The organism is Pseudomonas sp. DR208, assembly GCF_019823005.1.
GTDB lineage: Bacteria > Pseudomonadota > Gammaproteobacteria > Pseudomonadales > Pseudomonadaceae > Aquipseudomonas > Aquipseudomonas extremorientalis.
Window position 1 is genome coordinate 2,376,289 of the sequence record NZ_CP081944.1, and the last position, 19,831, is coordinate 2,396,119.

Below are 19,831 nucleotides of genomic sequence, written 5' to 3' on the forward strand. Positions count from 1 at the left end.
CCTGTACGGGAGCCGGGCAGCCGGCTCCCGTAGCAGAAACTTGCAGTAACAGCTCTGCGAAGAATATGATAACCGTTATCATTTACGCCTTATTCTTCGCGCGCGGCCTCCATGTCTTCGACTCCTGCGGTAAGCCCCACTGAACTGGCCACCTTGTACCGCCAGCAACACCGTTGGTTGCAGCAATGGCTGTGGCGTCGCTTGAACTGCCCGCAGAGCGCCGCCGACCTGGCCCAGGACACCTTCCTGCGGCTGCTGGCGAAGAACCAGCCCCTTGAAATCCACGCGCCGCGCAGCTTCCTGGCGAAAGTGGCGCAAAGCGTGCTGTCCAACCACTTCCGTCGGCAGAAACTCGAAAAAGCCTACTTGCAGGCCTTGGCCCTGTTGCCGGAAGACGCCGCGCCCAACGCCGAAACCCAGTGGATCCTCCTCGAAACCCTGATGGCCCTCGATGAAGTGCTCAGCCGCCTGGCCTTGCCCGTGCGCCAGGCGTTCCTGTGGTCGCAGCTCGATGGCCTGAGCCACGGCGAGATCGCCGAGCGCCTCGGTACCAGCATCACCACGGTCAAACGCTACATCGTCAAGGCGGGTGCACAATGCATCTTGCTGGACAGCCAGCGGTCATGAATCCGGTGCCGTTATCGATCGAGGTCGCCGAGCAAGCGATGCACTGGCAACTGGAGCTGCAGGTGCCGAACGTCAGCGAGCAGACCCGCGCCGAATGGCAGCGCTGGCGTGAGCAGGACCCGGCCCATGAACAGGCCTGGCAACATTCCCAGCGATTTTTCCAGCGTTTGCAGGATGTGCGCACACCGACCCATCAAGCCTTGGCCCGCGCGACGCTGTTGCCGGCGTTGTCACGTCGCCAGGTCGTCAAGCACCTCGCCGTGTTGCTGGCGTCAGGCACCGCCGCTTGGAGCATCAAAGACGCGGCGCTGCTGCAACACTGGACCAGCGACTTCAGCACCACCGTCGGCGAGCAGTGGCTCATCGGTTTGGCGGACAACACCCAAGTGCAGCTCAATACCGACACCGCCATCGACGTCAAATACACCGCGGATGTACGCCAGATCCATGTGCTGCGTGGTGAAATCCTGGTGGACCCCAACCCCACGGATATCCGCCCGCTGTGGGTGAAAACCGCCGAAGGCCTGACCCGTGCGGTCAGTGGTCGCTTCAGTGTGCGCCAGCGCGATGGCTTTACCCAATTGGGCGCAGACCAGGGCGCGCTGTCGGCACAGATCCCGTCGCGCAGCCTGCTGCTGCAGGCGGGCGAACTCATCAGTTTTGATGCCCACACCTTGCTCGCCCGGCGCCCGCAACGGGACGGTGAACTGGCGTGGAGCCGTGGAATGATCGTCGCTCAGGGCATGCGCCTGGAGGACTTCCTCGAAGAGCTGAGCCGCTACCGTCGCGGGCGCCTGGCGTGTGATCCCGCGGTGCGCGGCTTGCGCGTATCCGGCACCTATCCGCTGTCCGACACCGACCGGATTATCGCGGCGCTGGCGCAAACCCTGAAGCTGGACGTGCAGCATTTCACCCGTTTCTGGGTCGCCCTCAAGCCGCGCCAGAAGCTTGTGTGAATTTATTTCGCGCTTGGGTGGTCCGTTTGCGAATCTCACGAGACTTATATCCCCAGACACTACCTTCACTGGGGAATAGGGCATGCAGCCGCACACACCGAAGAAAAACATACGCTTGAAGACATCATTGGCCCTTGCCGTCATGCAGGGCATTGCCAGCGTCACTGTGGTCACGCCGCTGTTGCTGGCGTCGGCCTGGGTGCACGCAGCACCGCAAGTGGAATTCGACATCCCGCCAGGTTCGCTGGCGGAGGCGCTCAACCAGTTCGGCCAGGCCAGCCAGATCCTGCTGTCCTATCCGGCCGCGCTCACCGACGGCCAGACCAGCCCAGGCCTGCGCGGGCGGCATGACCTGGATACCGGCCTGGCGATCCTGCTCAGTACCAGCAACTTGCAAGCCGTGCATGGCAGCGGCAACACTTACTCACTGGCGCGGCGCCCGAGCGATGGCGCATTGCAGCTGGGCACCGTGTCCATTTCGGGCAAGGCACCCGGCTCGACCACCGAGGGCACTGGCTCTTACACCACGCAGTCCTCCAGCAGTTCGACGCGCCTGAACCTGACGCCTCGGGAAACCCCGCAGTCGCTCACCGTAATGACCCGCCAGCGCCTGGATGACCAACGTCTCACCAATCTCAGTGACACCCTCGATGCCACTCCCGGCATCATCGTGTTGCGCGATGGCCTTGGGGCGGAGAGTGACGGTTATTTCTCGCGCGGCTTCCAGATCCAGAACTTCGAAATCGACGGCGTGCCCACCGCCACACGCATGGACAACTACACCCAGAGCATGGCCATGTATGACCGCGTTGAAATCGTACGCGGCGCCACCGGCCTTATCAGCGGCATGGGCAACCCGGCGGCGACCATCAACTTGATTCGCAAGCGCCCGACGACCGAGACGCGCGCCAGCGTCACGGCGGAAGGCGGCACCTGGGACCGCTATGGCACCGGCCTGGACGTCTCCGGCCCGCTGACCGAAACCGGCAATGTGCGCGGGCGCCTGGTCGCGGACTACAAGACCGAACACGCCTGGATCGATCGCTACAAGCAGGAAACGCAGCTGCTCTATGGCATCACCGAGTTCGACCTCAGCGAAGACACGCTGCTGACACTGGGCTTCAGCTACCTGCGCACCGACGTCGATTCGCCGGCGCGTTCCGGTTTGCCCACACGCTTTACCGACGAGTCGCGCAGTAACCTTAGCCGCTCGCTAAACACCGCGCCGGCGTGGTCCTACAACGATCATGAGCAGACGAGCTTTTTCACCGCCATTGAGCAGACGTTCGACAGCGGCTGGAGCGCCAAGGCCGAATTCACCCACACTGAAAACCAGTTCGATGAAGTCTTCAACTACGTCAACGGTTCGCTCAACGCGAACGGCAGTGGTACCACTCAATTGCCGGTGCGTTTCTCCGGTACGCCGCGCCAGGACAACATCGACCTCTACGCCACCGGCCCCTTTGACCTGCTCGGGCGTGAGCACGAGCTGATCGCGGGCGTCACCTTGTCCAAATACAATGAAAGCGTGCCGAGTTACGGCGGCTGGCATTACGACTATTCCGGCTCGCCGGCCGGTGCCATCGACAACCTGTTCAATTGGGATGGCCAGTCGGTCAAGCCCGCGTTCAATGTCACCGGTAAATCCTCGGTGGATGAGAGCCAATATGCTGCTTACTTGAGCACGCGACTGCGAGTGACCGATGACTTGAGCGTGATCCTCGGCAGCCGGGTGATCGACTGGAAGCGCGAGACCGAAGATCGACCCTACGGCGGCACGGCGACCCGCACTGACGAATCGGAAACTGGCGTCTACATCCCTTACGCCGGCGTGGTATATGACCTCACCGACAACTGGTCGGCCTACGCCAGCTACACCAAGATCTTCAATCCCCAGGCCAGTTGGGTGCGCGACATCAATAACAAGGCGCTGCCGCCGATGGAGGGCAAAGGGTATGAGGTCGGCCTCAAAGGCAGCTTCTTCGACGAGCGGCTGAACACCAGCCTGGCGCTGTTCAAGCTGGAGCAGGACAACCTGGCCATCTGGATCGACACCCCGGGCGGCAACACCTATCGCAACGAGCAAGGCACCACCACCGAAGGCGTGGAGCTGGAGCTCAACGGCGAACTGGCTGACGGCTGGCAAGCCTCCGCTGGCTATGCCTATGCGGTGAGCACCGATGCCGACGACAAACGCATCGTCACGACGTTGCCGCGCCAGAGCCTGAAGACCTTCACTTCCTACCGTTTGCCCGGCGCGTTCAACAAGCTTACCGTGGGCGGCGGAGTGAACTGGCAGAGCAAGGTCGGCGAAGACCTGCACACCTTCAGCCAGGGCAGCTACGCCATCACCAACTTGCTGGTGCGCTATGACCTGACGTCCAAGCTGAGCGCCTCGGTCAACCTCAATAACCTGTTCGATCGCGAGTACTTCAGCTACGCCGGCAACCACGGCATGTACGGAGCGCCGCGCAACCTGATGACCAGTGTCAAATACGCTTTCTGACGCAATGATTGAACGGCGCCCTCAAGGCGCCGTTTTTGCGACAGGCGCCTTGCGCACCGGAAACGGAAAGTAGAAAAACCGCAGGAACGCCACCCGCTTGATCACTTCCCCGATCAACAACGGCACCACCACCGCCACCACAAACCCCACGCAGGCCGCGACAAACGCGGGCAGCCCCAGGCGCTCCAGCAGGTCGACCGTCTTGTGCTGGATCTCGCCGTGGAAGATCAGCAGGATCAAGGTGTTCTGACCGATATAGGTCATGGCCCGCGTGACCCAGGTCGACACCATCAATACGCGCGCCAGCGCCCAGCAGGCGTACACGCCGATCACGGCCGGCAGGGTGGTCCAGAACCAGTGGTCGTAGCGTCGCTGCGCCAGGTCCATGGTGTCCCAGGTGAAGGTGAATACCACAACGAACAATGCAATCGAAATCAACAGGGTCAGCCAGGAGCCCGCGTGGGTGCGCAGCCAATCACGCAGCAGGTAGCCGACAATGAAATAAGTGCTGCTGATCAAGGTGATATCCAGGCTGAACGGCAGGCCCGGCAGCACCCAGGTATGCCCGCCGAACGCGACTGGCAACTGCCAGAACCACGGCAGCATCCAGACGCCCACAATCAACTGCAGCGTTACCAGCGCGCAACTGAGCAACAGTGACAGCTTCAGGCGCTGGATCAGGCGCAGCATCACCCAACTGAACAGGATCGCCACCCAGAAATGCGGCAGGAACCACAGCGCCTGCCACGGAATGGTATCCACCGAGGCGTACAGCACACCGCCGATATCCGGCAACAGCGGCTGGCCACGCAGAATGCTGCGCACGATCACATAGGTGAGCATGGTGAAGAAAAACGGTTTGAGCAGGCCATCGGCCTTGCGTATCGCCATCTCCACGAACGGCTGCTCGGGCTTGAAGAACACGCCCGACAGAAAAAAGAACAGCGGCAAGATGAACGACGCCAGCACCGGGTACAGCAAGTCCGGCGAAGTGGCGACGAACCAACTGTGGGCAAACACGATCACCAGGATGCCGATGCCTTTGGCGATATCCATTTGAATCCAGCGATGTTTCATATGAGTTGTCCTGATCGATCATTCATGCCTTGCGCCACGGTCTCAGCCAGAGTGCCATGCCCAGCAATACCACCGCGCCAGCCAGGGTGCTTAGCCCCAGTTGCAGCCACATGCCTTCAATCCGAAACAGCGCCAACGCCGCCACGCCCATCAGCACCGCGCTGAGCAGCCAGCTCCGAGCCCAGGGCAGGGCGCCGAGCAAGGCCTGGCGTTGCATCAGCAGCAACGCGGTGCAGAGCACGCCGGCCAGCGCAGCCAGCGGAATCCCGGCCAGGCCGAACACAAACGGCAGCACGCCCAGCAACAGCACATTGGCCAGGCTACCGAGCAGTTCACAACGCAATGGCTGGCGCGTATCGCCTGCAGCGTAGGCGTAGCGCGCGAGCAGGGCGTTCCAGGCGCCGAACACCAGTGGTACGGCAAACCAGGCGAGCAGCAGCGGCAACGGCGAGTCCAGCGATTGCTTGGGCAGCAGCAACGCCACCAGGCTCGGCGCCGCCGCCACCAGGCCGACTCCGGCGGGCAGGGTCAGCACGCTGGCGGTTTCCAGGCCACGCTTGAGCAGAGCCAGGCGCGCGTCGCCCTGGCGCCGACTCATCATGCCCAGCAACACCTGGTTGAGGCTCATCAGCGCAATCAGCGGCAGGTTCATCAGCTTGCGCGCCAGGTTGACCCAGGTCACCGCACCTTCGCCCAGCAAGGACGCCACCAGCCGTTCGATCAAGGCCAGGCCCTGGCTGGCGCCGTTGCTCAACAGCAGCGGGCCGATGCGTTGGCCCAGCTCCCGCAGTGGTGCCCACGACCGCTGCCAATGCCACGGCCGCCAGCCCTGGCGCCACATCGACGGCAGCAACGCCAACGGCATCAACAGGCTGCCGGCCAGGCAGGCCAGGGCCAATGAGTGAGGTTGAGTGGCGGTGCCGGCGAAGGCGAGGTAGGCCACGGGGGGCAGGTTGAACAGCAACGAGCCCAGGCCCGCCAGTACAAAGCGCTCGCTGGCTTGTAACGGAATGCTGAACAGCGCATGCAGCATCAGCCCCGGCACACACCAGGCGACAATCTGCAAGTTGCTGCTGGCGAGCGCCGTGGCACTGGCCGCCAGGCCGGGCCCGAGCAGTTGCACCAGCCACGGCGCCAATACAGTCAGCAGCAGGCTGGTGACCAGCGCGATCGACAGCAACGCCGGGAACAACACCGCCAGCCAGCCGAGCCGCTCGTCGTCCTGGCGCGCCAGGTACAGCGGCAGCGCCGCTGCACTCAGCACACCGCCGGCCAACGACATGCGCAGCGCCTCCGGCAAGAACAGCGCGATCAGGAACGCATCACTGCGCTCGCCCGCGCCCCAGGCCGCCACCAGCAACCACTCACGGGCAAAGCCCAGGCACAGCCCCAGCAGCGTCGCCAGCGTCAGCCATGCGGCAGAGCCCAGCATCAGCGCTGTACGCCGTCGAGCAGCGTTTTGCGCGACGTTATGCTTTTCACCTGCGGCAGGCGCGCCGGAAACAGACGCCGCGCTTCCAGCACATTGATGCCCACCATCAGCCAGAATAGCGCGACCATCACCACGGCAAAGCTGAAGTAGTGGTCAAACAGGCCGCTGACCAGTGCCGAGAGAATCCCGGCGGTGGTGCCCAGCCACAGCGCGTTGTCCTTGGTCAGGCGGATCGGGCCGCGTTCCGGGCGGGCTTCACGCCACCAGCGCACGGTCACGGCCACGAAGAACAGCATGCCGACGATGCCGGTCTTGTAGATGAAGTTCAGCCACAGGTTGGAAATGCCCAGCAAGTGGGTGTCGGGTACGGGCGGGTCGACCTTGAAGCCGATGCCGAACGGGTACGCCATCACCGCCTGCGGGAACATGCGGTACTCGTCGAAACGCACTTCGGTACTGGCGTTGCTCGATGAGAAAATCGTCGCCAGGCGCTCCTGCAACGGCGGATATGCGATCACCAGCGCCACCGTCAGCGCCGCGCCGATCATCAGCAGGCGCCCGGTGTACGGCACCCGGCGCGTGGCCATCCACAGCAGCACCAGCGCCAGGCTGACCATCGCGCCACGGCTACTGGCCAACAGCAAGGCGGCGGCGCCCAGGCACGCCACGCCCAGGCCCAGTGCGCGTTTCCAGCCTTGCTCGGTCATGCCGAAGCAGAACGCCAGGGGCAGCAGCAACGCCATGATCCCGCCGATGGCATTCGGGTGCATCCACGGCGAGCCCATGCGCGACGACATCGCCTCCAGGCCGAATTTGAGCATGTCGAAGTTGCCGTAGTTGAACAGCTCCAGCACCGGTGCAATACCGGCCCCGGAGCGTGTGCGCACGAACACCGCAATCGACAGCACCAGCATCGCCAGGGTGCCCAGCAGCAGGGCGATCACCAGGGATTCACGGTGCTTGCGGTCCACCAGCAACTTGGCACAGAGGAACACCGCCGACAGGCTCAGCAACCAGCGCAGCCAGTTGGCGACGCCGCTGGTGTCGGCGTGAATAGTGACCTGGCCGACGATGAACGGGAACACGCTGAACAGCATCAGCCACAACAGCATCTGGTCGGTGGGCCGACGGGTGAGGCTCGGCGTATCCGGCAGGCGCGCCAGGAAGTTGTGCCACAGCACCGCGCCCCAGGTCAGCGCCAGGATCGCTTCGCTGACGGTACTGCGAATGCCCAGGTTGACCGTGGAATACGGCATGAACGTGGCGACCAGGGCGAACAGCACCAGGCCCCAGAACGGAAAACGCAGGATGGTCACCGCACCGGCCAGGCCGATCACGGCGAGGAACGCCTTGGCCGGCGACAGCAGCAGGGCGGCGGCGCCGAACAACAGGCCGAACAGTATGGCGACGAGGCTGGGCAGGTTCACGTTCACTTCAGCTCCTCGATCAGTTCGGCCAGGCGCCCGCGATAGGCGCGATGGTTAAAGCGTTCTGCCCACTGCCGGCATTGTTCGGGCGATTCATCGGCGGCCCGCTCGCCGAGGCTGATCATCAGCTGCGTCAGCGCTGGACCATTGGTGGGCGAAAAGCGCGGTGCCGACGGCGGGGTGATTTCATCCAGCGACGTGCCGCTGGCCACCGCCACCGGCGTGCCGACGCTCAGGGCTTCGATCACCGGCAGGCCAAAACCTTCGGCGTAAGACGGTTGCCACAGGCGCGACGCCTGGCGGTACAGCGCATGCAGTTCGGCATCCGACACGCCACTGAGTGCACGAATCCCAGGCAGGCTGCGCTGGTTTTCAGGCAAATGATCGAGGCTGCCCACCAGCACCAACTCCGGCACGCCGGGGGACTGGCGCCGCGCCTGGTGCCAGGCCTCCACCAGGAACGGCACGTTCTTGCGCAGCTCGCGGGTGCCCACCAGCAACCAATAGCGCTCGGGCAATTGGCGCGGGCCGAGGTCCGCCGCCAGTTCGGTAAAGCCGTCGACCTGATTGGGCAGCACACGAATCTTGCCCGCGGCCTTGGGAAACAACCGCGCGGTTTCATCGGCGCTGTACTGCGACGGCGTCCACACCCGGTCGGCGCTGTGCACCGCGTAGGTGATCGACAGGCGATCGCTGGTCTTATAGATGAGCGCCTTCAAGCGGTTGGCGTGGTAGTTGTTCAAGGTGATCTGGAACAGGTCATGCAACAGCACCACGGTGCGCAGGCCCTTGGGTTTGGGCGGCAACGGCAGGCCCATGTTGAAGGTGCTGATGTACAGGTCGATGTGGTGCTCGCGCAACGCCCGTGGCAGAAACCCGGCTTCGAAGCGCAGGCGATTCTGCGGTTGGTGCATGGCGGTCTTGGCGCAACCCCAGGCCGGGCAGTGCGCCTGCAAGCGGGTTTCATCGCCCAGGGGCGCCACGGTAAACCGCTCGAGCTCGATGCCGGGCAGGCCGTGCAGTGCGCTTTCCAGCGCGTACACCTGGCGGCTGATGCCCGATTGCGGCGAGGTGCCGACGGTGCGGTAATCCAGGCCTACACGCATGCGGGCTCCTTTTGATTCTGGGGCAAAAGGGTCGTGTAGACCTTTTCCAGCTGACTGGCGGCGACGTTCCAGTCATGGGCACGACGCACATAGGCGCGGCCGGCTTCACCCATGGTCGTGGCGGCATCGGGAAATTGCAGCAGGCGCACCACGGCATCCGCCAGGCTCGCAGCGGTTTGCCCGCCGAGGTAATCCAGGCCTTCCACCAGGTCCAATCCCGATACGCCTTGCTCGGTACTTGCCAGCGGCAAGCCGGCGGCCAAGGCTTCCAGTACCTTGAGCTTGGAGCCGCCGCCATGGCGCAACGGCGCCAGGAACACCGAGCAGCTCGATTGCAGGCTCAGCAGGTCGGGCACAAAACCCTGCCACTCGATACGCGGGTCCGGCCAGCGTGCGCGCCAGCTATCGGGCATGCCGAAGCCGCACACGCTCATGCGTACGTCGGGGCAGCGTTCCCAGACCAGGGGCAGGATTTCATCCAGGGCCCATTCGATGGCGTCCACATTGGGCGCGTATTCGTAGTTGCCGAGAAACAGCACGCGTTGGGTGCTGGGGTCGGGACGGGCGGCGGCGAAGTGATCGCAATCCACGCCGTTGACCACCACCGACACCGGCTTGCCGGCGATTTTTTCCAGCACCTGCGCATCGCTGTCGGTCACCGCGACCACCTGGGCGGCCTGGCGCATCACGCGGCGTTCCCAGCGGGCGTAGCGCCATTGATCGTAGCGAATGAACGGCAGCGACCAGCCCGGCAAACGGTCATACGTGGCGGCGCCAAGGGCCGATTCAACGTTGTGTTCCGTCAGCACAAAGGGTTGGGACTTGCGCGCCAGCACCTCTTCATACGGCTGGAAGCTGTAGCTGTGTTCGATTTGCACCACGTCCCAAGGGTCACCCAGCAACCAATTGAAGGTGTCCTGCAATTCACCCGACAAACCATTCACGCTGGCCAGCAGCGGGTACGGCGCAAACAGCCCGGCCAACAGGGTCGTGACGCTGCGCAGAGGGCGGCGCGGCAGGATGATCAGTTGTTCGAGAAACGCTTCCAGCACCTGGCGGTCGCTGAGCGACACCGGGTGTTTGTCATGCAGCAGCAGGGTGATCCGGTGCCCGCGCGCGGCGAGGTTGCGCAGCAGATGGAACTGGCGCGTCTTGCCGCCGCTGGTGGCGGGCCAGGGTGAATAGGGCAGGATCCATAAAATGCGCATGGCAGGCCTCAGTCCCATAACAGAATTTGCAGGTTCGACTTGACCGGTACGGTCAGGCCGCTGGTGCCGCTTACCGGGGTTTGTGTGCCGCGCAGCGGGTCGTACAGGGTGGCGCTGGCCAGGCCCGGCAAGTGGGCGTTGCCGCCCTGGGCCGACCAGAAGAACCACAGCTTGCGCCCGTCGGCGCGGGTCCAACCGATGCTGAACAGGCCGTCGGGCAACTGGTCGGCAACCGGCGGATCGCCCGGCGTGAGCGTCGGCCCACTGACGTCGAGGAAGTTCTTCAAGGCGGTGTAGACGGGCTTGGGGTTGGTGTCGATATCCAGCAAACCATAGGAGCGGTCACGCACGCTGGCGCGCTGGTCGAGGTCGCTCAAGGTGAACAGGAAAATCTTGTCGAAATCCATCGCACTCATCAGCGCCAGGCGGCGGACCACGTAATCGGCCTGGGCCTGGAGGGTGATGATGTCCTGGGCGTCTTTTGGTCCCTTGTAGGTTGACCAGCCCCACTCGGTGCTCCACAGCGTGTTCACGCCGCCGTGGCGCAGGGCCTGGTTGAGCTGGGTGGTCTTGGCGATGAAGTCCAGGTTGGCCGGGTCGTTGCCTTCGGGCAATTGGGTATAGGGGTGGTAGGAGATCACTGTATTCAGGCTGGCCACGCCGAGTGCGCCCAGGGCGTCGAACATGGTCTGGCCACTGGGCATTTCGCTGAAGAACGCCATGCCGGCGGCCACCACCGGTTTGCTCGGGTTCACTGCGCGCAAGGCGTTGGTGGTGACGGTCAACAGATTCGCGTACCCGGCAGGGTCTGCCGCCGGGCGCCAGAAGCCGAGCAGGTTCGGTTCGTTCCAGACTTGCCAGGCCTCGACGCTGGGGTAGCGCTGCGATAGCAGTGCCATGCGGTTGGCAAACACATTGGGGTCTTTCGGCGGGTACTGGTCCGGGTACATCGACAGCGGCGGGGCGCTGCTGATAAAACGCGCCGACCCCACCAGGTAAAACACCGACTTGATCTGGTTCTGCTGCAGCTTGCCCACCAACTCGTCGAGGGTGGCGAGCTTGTATTGGTTCTGCGCGGTTTCCAGCTGATCCCAATGCAGATCCAGGCGCACCCACTCCAGGCCCAGGGCCTTGAGGCGGTCGATCTGCTTCTGGTAGCGCTCGGGGCTGAACCACAGGAACTGCGCATTCACCCCCAGGAAGTCCTTCCAGACCACCTCCTTGCTGCCCTTGAGCACATGGCTTTCGGCATCCGCCTGGCGTCCCCACAAGAATGCGGTCAGGCCCAGGGCGGCGACCACTGCGAGGGTGGCCAGGTAGGTGCGTTTACGCGCCATAAGGGGCTCCGGTGATGGCCTGCTCGAAGAGCTGCTTGAATTTCTGCGCGGTCAACGGCCACACACGCTCACGGCCGATTTCGCCGGCGCGTTCGGCCCAATCCCGGGCCAGCAGCGGCGTACGCGCCAGGCGCAGCAGCTGTTCGCCGAGCGCGGCTACATCACCCTCGGGGTAGATCGCGCCGTTGCCGCTGGCGACTTCCTCGGCAAACGCGCGGGCGTCGGAGGTGATCGCGCCGCGCCCGCAGGCGGTGGCCCAGGACAGTGCGCCACTGGTGCCACGCTGGCGCCCCAGCAGGCCGAGTTTTTTCGATTCACGGTAGGGCAGCACCATCACGTGGTGCGCCTGGATGGTCTGGGCGATGTCATCCGCCGGCAGGTTCAGGCGCCAGTCGATGGCGTCGGTCAGGCCCAGCGCAGCGATCTGTGCGTTCAACTGCTCTAGGTAGTTACCGCCTGCGCCAAACGCCATCTCCGCGGCGGTGCCGCCCGCCAGGGTCAGGCGCACGTGGTCGCGCAATTCGGGGGCTTGCTTGAACACATCCGCCAGTGCCTGTACCAGGTCTTCGATGCCTTTGCCTCGGTAGATAAACCCGAAATACAGCAGGCGCAGCGTGGCGAGGGGCGGCAACGGTGCCGCCGGGATCGGCAGGTTGGCATGGTTGATCACCGCGACTTTGCCGGCCGGCAAGTGCATGCGCTGGCTCAGGCAGTCTGCGCCCAGGCGGGTGAGGGTCACCAGCCGGGTCAGCCCCTTGGCGACCTGGCGCTCTTCGCGCAGGGTCAGCGGGTCGGCCAGCACCACGGCAGCCTGCGGCAGTGGGCTGGGCAAACTTTCCATCAGGTTCAAGGGGAACGGCAGGTGCTCGCGGCGCCATACGATGCGTTCCGGGTCATGCACCGTGGCGGTCAGCGGCAACTGGGGGTAAGCCTTGCGCAATTCACGCAAGGCCAGGAATTCCCCCAGGCGCCCGCCGCCCAGTTCGGCGTGTACCAGGTCGACGGCCTGCCAGTCGAACGCGTTGATGGCTTGTTTGATCGCTTCGGAGTTGCCCGCCACCCCGGCCAACGGCGTCAGCACCGTCACACCAAGGTGTTCCAAGGCCGTGCGGAAATGGTTCGCGTAGTCGGCGATCCCGTTTTTCTCCGGCGGCAAAGGGGCGAGCAGGGCGATTCGCATCAGAACGCTCCCCGGTACTTGCCGATGGTGCGCAGCACTTTGCCCGGCACTTCAAACTTGCGACGGTTGATGATAATGCCGTCCACCTTGCCGAACGCGGTGTTGAGGATCGACAGCGCATGCTCCACCACCGGCACGGTACTTTTGCGCGCTTCCACCACCAGCCCGATCAGGTCGGCGCGACGCAGATCGACGAACGCCTCGCGGTTGTCCAGCAGGGCCGAGGCATCCAGCAGCACCACTTCACCCGGCGCAGCAGCGTGCGGCCCGCCGACGCGCACGTTGATGCCGTTTTCACTGAGCAATTGGCGCAGTTGTTCAACCACAAAGGTCACCCCTTCGCCGTGACGCGCCGAGGTCAGGCCCAGGGTCACGCCCTGTTCGGCAATGCGCTCGGGCTGCAGCAGGCTGTACAAACGGTAGATGCTCGCATTGAACGCGTTGGTGCTTTGCGCGGTGGAGGTGTCCAGCTCCGGCAGGGTGGTCCACAGCGGCAGGCCGAACTTGCGCTCCACCAGGCCACCGTCGTGAATCCGCTGGTCGAGCAGGTAGCACAGGTAGATCACCAGCAGGCCGACCACGATGGCGAACGGGATCGCCAACACCAGCATCACCAGGGTTTTCGGGAAGATGCGGCCCGGGTTCAGGGTGGCTTCTTCGATCACGGCGATGTTGCTGATCTGGCTGTTGTCCAGCTCACGGTCGATGCGCGATTTTTCCAGGTTATCCACGTACAGCGCGTAGTTGCGCTCGGTGGTGTTCAGCTCGCGGGAAAGGCGAGCCAGCTCCGGCTCGATCTCCAGGGCCTGCTTGCGTTGCTCTTCCAGGTTCAACAGTTGTTTCTGTTGTTGCACCAACTGGGTACGCAGCGCCACGTTGTTGCTGGTTTCATCCAGCAACACGCGCTGCAAGTGAATTTCCAGGGTGTTCGGCGCACGGTTCTCCGAGGCTTGCACCGTGTTGCTCTCGCTGTTGACCTGCATCTGCATGGCCCGGATCGACGCGTCCAGGGCTTTGACCGGCGGCGCATTGTCGGTATAGGTACGCATCATGTCGGCCTTTTCCAGCAGCTTCTGGTTGAGCAGGCGACGCAAATCCTGCTGCTGCGGGTTCAGGGCGATCTGGCGTACGGTGGTGACTTCCTTGGGCTGGCCCTTGAGCTGGGTGCGCGTGCTCTGGATCGCGCTGTCGGACGAGGCGATCAGCCGCGTCGTGTTGAAGGTCTCACCGCGCAGCACGTTGATGCGCTCGGACAGATCCTCCAGGCGGTCGGTGATGCTCGCCGCGCCGATCTGGTTCAGGTGCGTGAGGATCTGCTCCTTGTAGCTCTTGATCTCGGTGGCGCTGTTGGCTACCTGGCCTTCGTAGAACGCGTACAGGCTTTTGCGCCCCAGGGCCTCGGTACGCTCGTTGATGTAGGTCTCGACCCAATCCTTGACCACCGCCTGGGCGATCTCGGGGTCGCCCCACTTGAAGCTGATGTCCATCACCGTGGAACCGACGGCGTGGCTGACCTCGAAGTTTTTCTCCAGGCTGGCGGCCAGGCGTTCCACCGGCGTGGTTTTCTCCACGATACCGACGGTTTCAAGCACTACGCGCAGGCCATCGAACACCGCGCCCACGCCGCTCTTGACGTAGTACTTGGTGCGCTTCCAGAAACCTTCCGGCGGCGGCGCGTTTTCAATCACTTCCAGGTAATGCTCGGCCACCGCGCGTACGATCGGCCGGCCGGTGAGCAGGCGTTCTTCGTCGACAATCGGGTCGCGTTGGGTGCTGGGCATTACCAGCGCCTGGCGGTTGCTGATCTCGATGGGCAAGGTCGAATCACGCCCAGGCTTGACCAACAGGCGCGCGGTGGACTCGTACTTGGCCGGCAGCAGGAACGCCCCCAGCAGGATGATCACCAGCGCGGCAATCGCCGCCAGCTTGAACTCATGCCGGAAGATGAAGAACAAGCGCAGAAGATCACGAAAAGAACGGATCTCGATCATTGGGATGTCGCTCCTTTAGTTGTTGCCGCCGCTGGTTCGGGTGTAGTTGTAGCCAACCCCGATCGACTTGGTGAACGGGATCAGTTGGTTCATGTAGGTATCCACCCCTTGGATGCGTTCGCCCACGTTGGACTTGGGCACGAACACCACATCGCCGCGTTGCAGGCGCACGGGTTTGCGCCCGTTGGGACCGGTCTTGAGCAACTGGCTGAAATCCAGGAAGTACGCGCGATAGGCACCCTGGGCGTCTTCGCGCAGCAGGGCGACCATGCTGGCGTTGCCCGCCGGGCTGACCCCGCCGGCACCGATGATGGCTTGTTCCAGGGTGTTGGCCGTGGCGATCTGCACCGCCGTCGGGTTGTTCACCGCGCCGCCGACGATGATCGAGCCGCTCGGCGCCTGGTTGATGTTCACCGTCACACGCGGTTCGCGGTAGATGGGCGCGAGTTTGCCGGTCAACTCCGTGGCCAGCTCCGACGGCTGGCGACCGGCGACCTGCACCGGCCCCAGGAACGGGTAGTTGATCTTGCCGTCGGTCTGCACCGTGTACAGCGTCAGCTCATAGATGGTGCTGACGTTGAACGCCGACAGTGTCGGCATCTCGCCGGCATCGCGGACGATGCGCAACTGGTCGCCGATGCGGATGCGCTCCACCGCCGGCGGCAATTGTGCCAGCTGGTCGAGGGCGCGTTTGCCGGCCTCGACGGTGTCACTGTCGGGCGGGACGATGCGTGCCGGCGTATTGCAGGCGGCCAGGGCCACCATGGCCACGACGAGCAGGGTTCGTTTCATCAAGGGGGACTTCCTGTGGGTCATGATGCTCACCTCCAATAACCGGGAAACATGCTGATGCGCCGCTTGAGGGCGAGGGGGAGGCGGCGCTCCAGATGGCCCAGCCGGTAGCCGAGCAGTTTGAACGCGCTGCGCACCAGTACTTCGGGAACACGGTGCAAGGCACCGGCCTTGCGCAAGGCCGCCAGTTCAGCCAGCACGTAGCGTTTGCCTTCACCACCGGCATCGCCAAAAGCCTGCTTGATCCACGGTTCGCGGCCGTAGAACACGCCGATATCGAAGTAGCGGTGAAACTCATCCATGAGCTTGTAATCGTGCGAGTGATGCACCAGCGCCGTGGCGGCGTAGCGCACCTTGTAGCCTTCGAGCAGCATGCGCGCCGCCACATAGGCGTCCTCGCTGCCGATCACATCCGCCGGGAAACCGCCCACCGCCTCCAGCACGCTGCGCCGGTACACGGAAAACGAGTCGGAACTGAAGCAGGTCTTGATCCCCAGCTCCGGCGCATCGGCCAGGCTCTTGCTGCGGCTTTGCTCCGGGTAGTTGAAGTGCCGCGATTGCGCACCCAGTACTCCGGCGTCGGGGTGCGGCAACTGACGACCGTAGGCCACGCCGTTGAGCGGGTCCTGCTGCAATTCGGCGAGCAGGTTGGCGAAGGTTTCCGGGGTGGCGGGGATCGCATCCTGGGTCATCACGATCAGCGCGTCGCCGCTCACCTGCCCACTGGCCCAGCGCCGGGTGCCGCCGTGGTTGAAGTCACGCGCGTCGATCACCTCGACCCGCGCCCCGAATTCGCGAAAGCGCGCCACAGTGTCATCGTTGGAGGCGCTGTCCACCACCAGCATCTCGTCGGGTTGCAGGGTTTGCATCTTCAGCGCCGGCAGCAGGCGGCCCAGATGGCTGGAAGCGTTACGGGTCGGGATGATCAGTGAGGTGAGCATGTCATTTCTTCACTTCTGCAGGCGCGCGCCCGTAGATGTCGTCGAAACGCACGATGTCGTCCTCGCCCAGGTACTCGCCGCTCTGCACCTCGATCATCACCAGGTCGATGATGCCGGGGTTGGTCAGGCGGTGTTTGTGCCCGGCGGGGATGTAGGTGGACTCGTTGGCGTTGATCAGGAATTCGCGCTCGCCGTTGGTGATCTGCGCCGCACCGCTGACCACCACCCAGTGTTCGCTGCGGTGGTGGTGCATCTGCAACGACAGCGACGCCTGGGGCTTGACCACGATGCGCTTGATCTTGAAGCGGCTGCTTTCCTCCAGCACGGTGTAGGTGCCCCATGGCCGGGTGACGGTGCGGTGCAGGCTGTACGCCGGGTGGTTCTGGCGCTTGAGCTCGGCGACGATGTAGCGCACGTCCTGGCTGCGCTGGGCGTCGGCGATCAGCAGGGCATCGGGGGTGTCGACGATGATCAGGTCGCGCACGCCCACGGCGCCGAGTACGCGCTTGGGCGAGTCGATGTAGCAGTTGTGCACGTCGTGCAAAATCGCTTCGCCGTTGACCTGGTTTCCATGGGCGTCGCTGGGGGTGAGCTGGCGCAGGGCTTCCCACGAGCCGATGTCGCTCCAGCCGATGTCGCAGGGCACCACGGCGACTTGCTTGGATTTCTCCATCAGCGCCACGTCGATGGACACATCCGGCGCGCTGCCGAAGGCGTCCGCGTCCAGCTCACGCTGGCGTGAGGTCTTGTTCTGCAGGCTTTGGCTGTGTTCCAGCGCGGCGCGGGCAGCGTCCAGTACGTCCGGTGCATGGGCGGCGAGTTCGTCTACCAGGGCGCTGGCCTTGAAGCAGAACATGCCGGCGTTCCACAGGTGTTTGCCGCCGTCGAGGTAGCCTTGGGCGGTGGCCAGGTCGGGTTTTTCCACGAAACGCTTGACCCGATGGCCGGTGCCCAGCGCCTCGCCCTGTTCGATGTAGCCAAAGCCGGTTTCCGGATGATCCGGCTGAATGCCGAAGGTCACCAGGTAGCCGGCTTCGGCCAGGTCGCGGGCCTGGGTCACGGCCTCGGCGAACGCCACTTCATTGAGGATCAGATGGTCGGCGGGCATCACCAGCAACTGTGCGTCACCGCCGAAATGCTCCTGCACATGCAACGCCGCCACGGCAATCGCCGCCGCCGTGTTGCGGCCGAACGGCTCCAGCAGCAGGTCCAGGGGCAGATGGGCCTTGTTGACCAGGCGGTAGTCATCCAGGGTGCGGAACAGCAGGTCGCGGTTGGTCACTGTCAGCACGCTTTCCACACCCGGCAGCTTGGCCGCGCGCTGGAAGGTTTTCTGCAGCAGGCTCTGGCCGTCGCGCATGCGCATGAACGGCTTGGGCATGTTCTGCCGGGACACCGGCCACAGCCGCGTGCCCGAACCACCGGAAATAATGCAGGGAATCAATCCGTTGAGTGTGTTCATCAATAGACTTCCTTGGTGGAAAGGACGGCCGGGACCGTCATGAAAACGATGTACAAGTCGAACCACACCGACCACTTGGAGATGTACTCCAGGTCGTATTCGACCCGTTTCTGGATCTTGAACAGGGTGTCGGTCTCACCCCGGTAGCCGTTGATCTGCGCCCAGCCGGTGATGCCCGGCTTGACCCGGTGCCGCGAGCTGTATTCGCTGACCGCGACTTCGAAGGGAATGCCCGCAGCCTTGGTCGCAGTGGCATGCGGGCGCGGGCCGACCATGGACATGTTGCCCAGCAGCACGTTGAACAGTTGCGGTAGCTCGTCGATGCTGGTCTTGCGGATGACGCGGCCGACGCGGGTGATGCGCGGGTCTTCGCGGGTGGTCTGGCGTTCCGCGGTGAAGTCGCTCTGGTCGGTGTACATCGAGCGGAACTTGAACACGCGGATTTCGTTGTCGTTGTAGCCATAGCGGTTCTGGCGGAACAGCACCGGGCCTTTGGAATCGAGCTTGATCGCAATCGCCGTCATCAGCATCACTGGTGACAGGCATACCAGCGCCAGGCTGGCCAGCAGCAAGTCCTCGCAGCGCTTGATTACCGGCGACCAGCCGCGCAACGGCAATTGCGAGGTGTTGAACATCAGGATGCCGCCCACGTCGGTAATCTTGCTGTGGCCGTAACGCAGGGCGGCCATGTCTGGTACCAGCATCACGTTCACCGACAGCTGCCGCAGGCGGTTGACCAAACCATGGATGCGCTGCTCGGCGGCCCAGGGCAGGCAGATCATCACCTGGTTGACCTGCTCGGCGCGGATCAGCTTTTCCAGGTCGCGGGTGTTGCCCAGCAGGGGCAGGTTGCTCAGTTCCTTGGGAATGCGTTCGGTGCGGTCGTCGATGAACCCGACCAGGCCGGAGCGGATGTCACCGTTGCGCAGCAGGTGATCGGCAACGTGTACGGCGGTGTCGGTAAAACCCAGGATCACCGTGCGTTGCAGGAATTTGCCGGCACGCATCAGCTTGCGATACAGGCGCAGCATCAGTAGGCGCTCCAGGCAGAACAGTGCCAGGCTGGCGACGTACCAGGTCACCAGGTTGCGCGGGGTCAACTGCGGGAACATTTGCAGGATCTGGTACATGAACAGCAGGATGCAGAACGCCGCCGACCAGGCCTTGATCTTGGTTTTCAGGCGCAGGCGATTGCTGAACAGTTCTTCGGAATAGATGCCCAGCGCCTGGAACAAAATAATGGTGAGGACCGCAAAAAATACCAGCAGACCCAGGAAGTGGGCGCGCAGCTCAGGGGCCATCGGGTCGAGCAAGAGCACCAGGACCATGGGGGGCAGAATGGCCGTCAGGCCATGGACCAACTTGACGAAAACAACAAAGAACTCAACAAAACCGGCGCGCGTTAAGAACAGGCTGTCGACGGACGACTTCTCTCGCATACAAACATCCCTCATTGCACTCCAGGCTTCACTGTTCGACGGTTTGTTCAATAAGCGGTGACTGGCTTTAGAACTAGGGTCGAACGACTACGCTGGGTAATACGCAACTAGCCATTCCAAATGCGGCTATCCATTTGAGTGGGTTTTGCGGGGTAGTGACTAAAGGAGTGTTCCTTTGGTATGTGTTCAGTCAATGAATTGACGATGGTGCGGAGGTGGCGTGTTAGACAGGTTAACTGGCTTTTTCTTAGGCATTTTATTGACGTTCCTTGTCCGAACACTCGGTGATTGGGTGTGTTTTTGAGTGTAGGAACAAATGTCAGATTTTTCCTGCTTAAAGGAAAAACCTT

The 19,831-nt window shown here is 63.4% G+C and carries 15 protein-coding genes; 3 read left to right on the forward strand and 12 right to left on the reverse strand.

The features are described 5' to 3' along the window. The first annotated feature begins 111 nt into the window (after positions 1–111). From K5K89_RS10785 to K5K89_RS10795, 3 genes are all read left to right on the forward strand, one after another. The gene (locus K5K89_RS10785) at positions 112–627 is read left to right on the forward strand and encodes a sigma-70 family RNA polymerase sigma factor (RefSeq protein ID WP_028619517.1); all 516 of its coding nucleotides are present in this window, start codon (positions 112–114) and stop codon (positions 625–627) included. Beyond that, positions 597–1,583, forward strand: coding sequence for a FecR domain-containing protein (locus K5K89_RS10790; protein ID WP_261401096.1), 987 nt, complete (start codon positions 597–599; stop codon positions 1,581–1,583). Before K5K89_RS10785 ends, K5K89_RS10790 begins: the two co-directional genes overlap by 31 nt. Positions 1,584–1,725: 142 nt before the next feature. Continuing rightward, a complete protein-coding gene (locus K5K89_RS10795) occupies positions 1,726–4,089 on the forward strand; it encodes a TonB-dependent siderophore receptor (RefSeq protein WP_222541695.1) in 2,364 nt (787 codons plus the stop codon). 21 nt (positions 4,090–4,110) lie between these two features. Here the strand turns inward: K5K89_RS10795 and K5K89_RS10800 are convergent, their stop codons facing one another. The 12 genes from K5K89_RS10800 to K5K89_RS10855 are packed head-to-tail and all read right to left on the reverse strand — an operon-like array spanning position 4,111 to position 19,481. Next, positions 4,111–5,166: an acyltransferase family protein gene (locus K5K89_RS10800; protein WP_028619520.1), complete on the reverse strand. Its 1,056-nt coding sequence runs from the start codon at positions 5,164–5,166 to the stop codon at positions 4,111–4,113. 22 nt (positions 5,167–5,188) lie between these two features. Continuing rightward, complete coding sequence (gene murJ / locus K5K89_RS10805; RefSeq protein WP_222541376.1) at positions 5,189–6,598, reverse strand: murein biosynthesis integral membrane protein MurJ; 1,410 nt, start codon at positions 6,596–6,598, stop codon at positions 5,189–5,191. Further along, the gene (locus tag K5K89_RS10810; protein WP_222541377.1) at positions 6,598–8,025 is read right to left on the reverse strand and encodes an O-antigen ligase family protein; all 1,428 of its coding nucleotides are present in this window, start codon (positions 8,023–8,025) and stop codon (positions 6,598–6,600) included. Before K5K89_RS10810 ends, murJ begins: the two co-directional genes overlap by 1 nt. A gap of 2 nt (positions 8,026–8,027) precedes the next feature. Then, positions 8,028–9,131 carry a glycosyltransferase family 4 protein gene (locus tag K5K89_RS10815; RefSeq protein ID WP_222541378.1) on the reverse strand — a complete coding sequence of 368 codons (1,104 nt, stop codon included), beginning with the start codon at positions 9,129–9,131 and terminating at the stop codon, positions 8,028–8,030. Continuing rightward, positions 9,122–10,339, reverse strand: a complete 1,218-nt coding sequence (locus K5K89_RS10820) for a glycosyltransferase family 4 protein (protein ID WP_222541379.1) — start codon at positions 10,337–10,339, stop codon at positions 9,122–9,124. The genes K5K89_RS10815 and K5K89_RS10820 overlap by 10 nt, the downstream gene beginning before the upstream one ends. A gap of 8 nt (positions 10,340–10,347) precedes the next feature. After that, the gene (locus K5K89_RS10825) at positions 10,348–11,676 is read right to left on the reverse strand and encodes a GH39 family glycosyl hydrolase (protein ID WP_071489729.1); all 1,329 of its coding nucleotides are present in this window, start codon (positions 11,674–11,676) and stop codon (positions 10,348–10,350) included. Next, a complete protein-coding gene (locus K5K89_RS10830; RefSeq protein ID WP_222541380.1) occupies positions 11,666–12,856 on the reverse strand; it encodes a glycosyltransferase in 1,191 nt (396 codons plus the stop codon). Before K5K89_RS10830 ends, K5K89_RS10825 begins: the two co-directional genes overlap by 11 nt. After that, positions 12,856–14,847: a GumC family protein gene (locus K5K89_RS10835; protein ID WP_071489727.1), complete on the reverse strand. Its 1,992-nt coding sequence runs from the start codon at positions 14,845–14,847 to the stop codon at positions 12,856–12,858. Before K5K89_RS10835 ends, K5K89_RS10830 begins: the two co-directional genes overlap by 1 nt. A 15-nt stretch (positions 14,848–14,862) precedes the next feature. Further along, complete coding sequence (locus K5K89_RS10840) at positions 14,863–15,639, reverse strand: polysaccharide biosynthesis/export family protein (protein ID WP_071489726.1); 777 nt, start codon at positions 15,637–15,639, stop codon at positions 14,863–14,865. A gap of 29 nt (positions 15,640–15,668) precedes the next feature. Then, positions 15,669–16,580, reverse strand: coding sequence for a glycosyltransferase family 2 protein (locus K5K89_RS10845; protein WP_071489725.1), 912 nt, complete (start codon positions 16,578–16,580; stop codon positions 15,669–15,671). 1 nt (position 16,581) lies between these two features. Next, on the reverse strand, positions 16,582–18,042 hold the full coding sequence (locus K5K89_RS10850; RefSeq protein WP_093127056.1) for a mannose-1-phosphate guanylyltransferase/mannose-6-phosphate isomerase: 1,461 nt from the start codon (positions 18,040–18,042) through the stop codon (positions 16,582–16,584). Next, the gene (locus tag K5K89_RS10855; RefSeq protein WP_092249543.1) at positions 18,042–19,481 is read right to left on the reverse strand and encodes an undecaprenyl-phosphate glucose phosphotransferase; all 1,440 of its coding nucleotides are present in this window, start codon (positions 19,479–19,481) and stop codon (positions 18,042–18,044) included. The genes K5K89_RS10850 and K5K89_RS10855 overlap by 1 nt, the downstream gene beginning before the upstream one ends. Between the last annotated feature and the right edge of the window lie 350 nt (positions 19,482–19,831).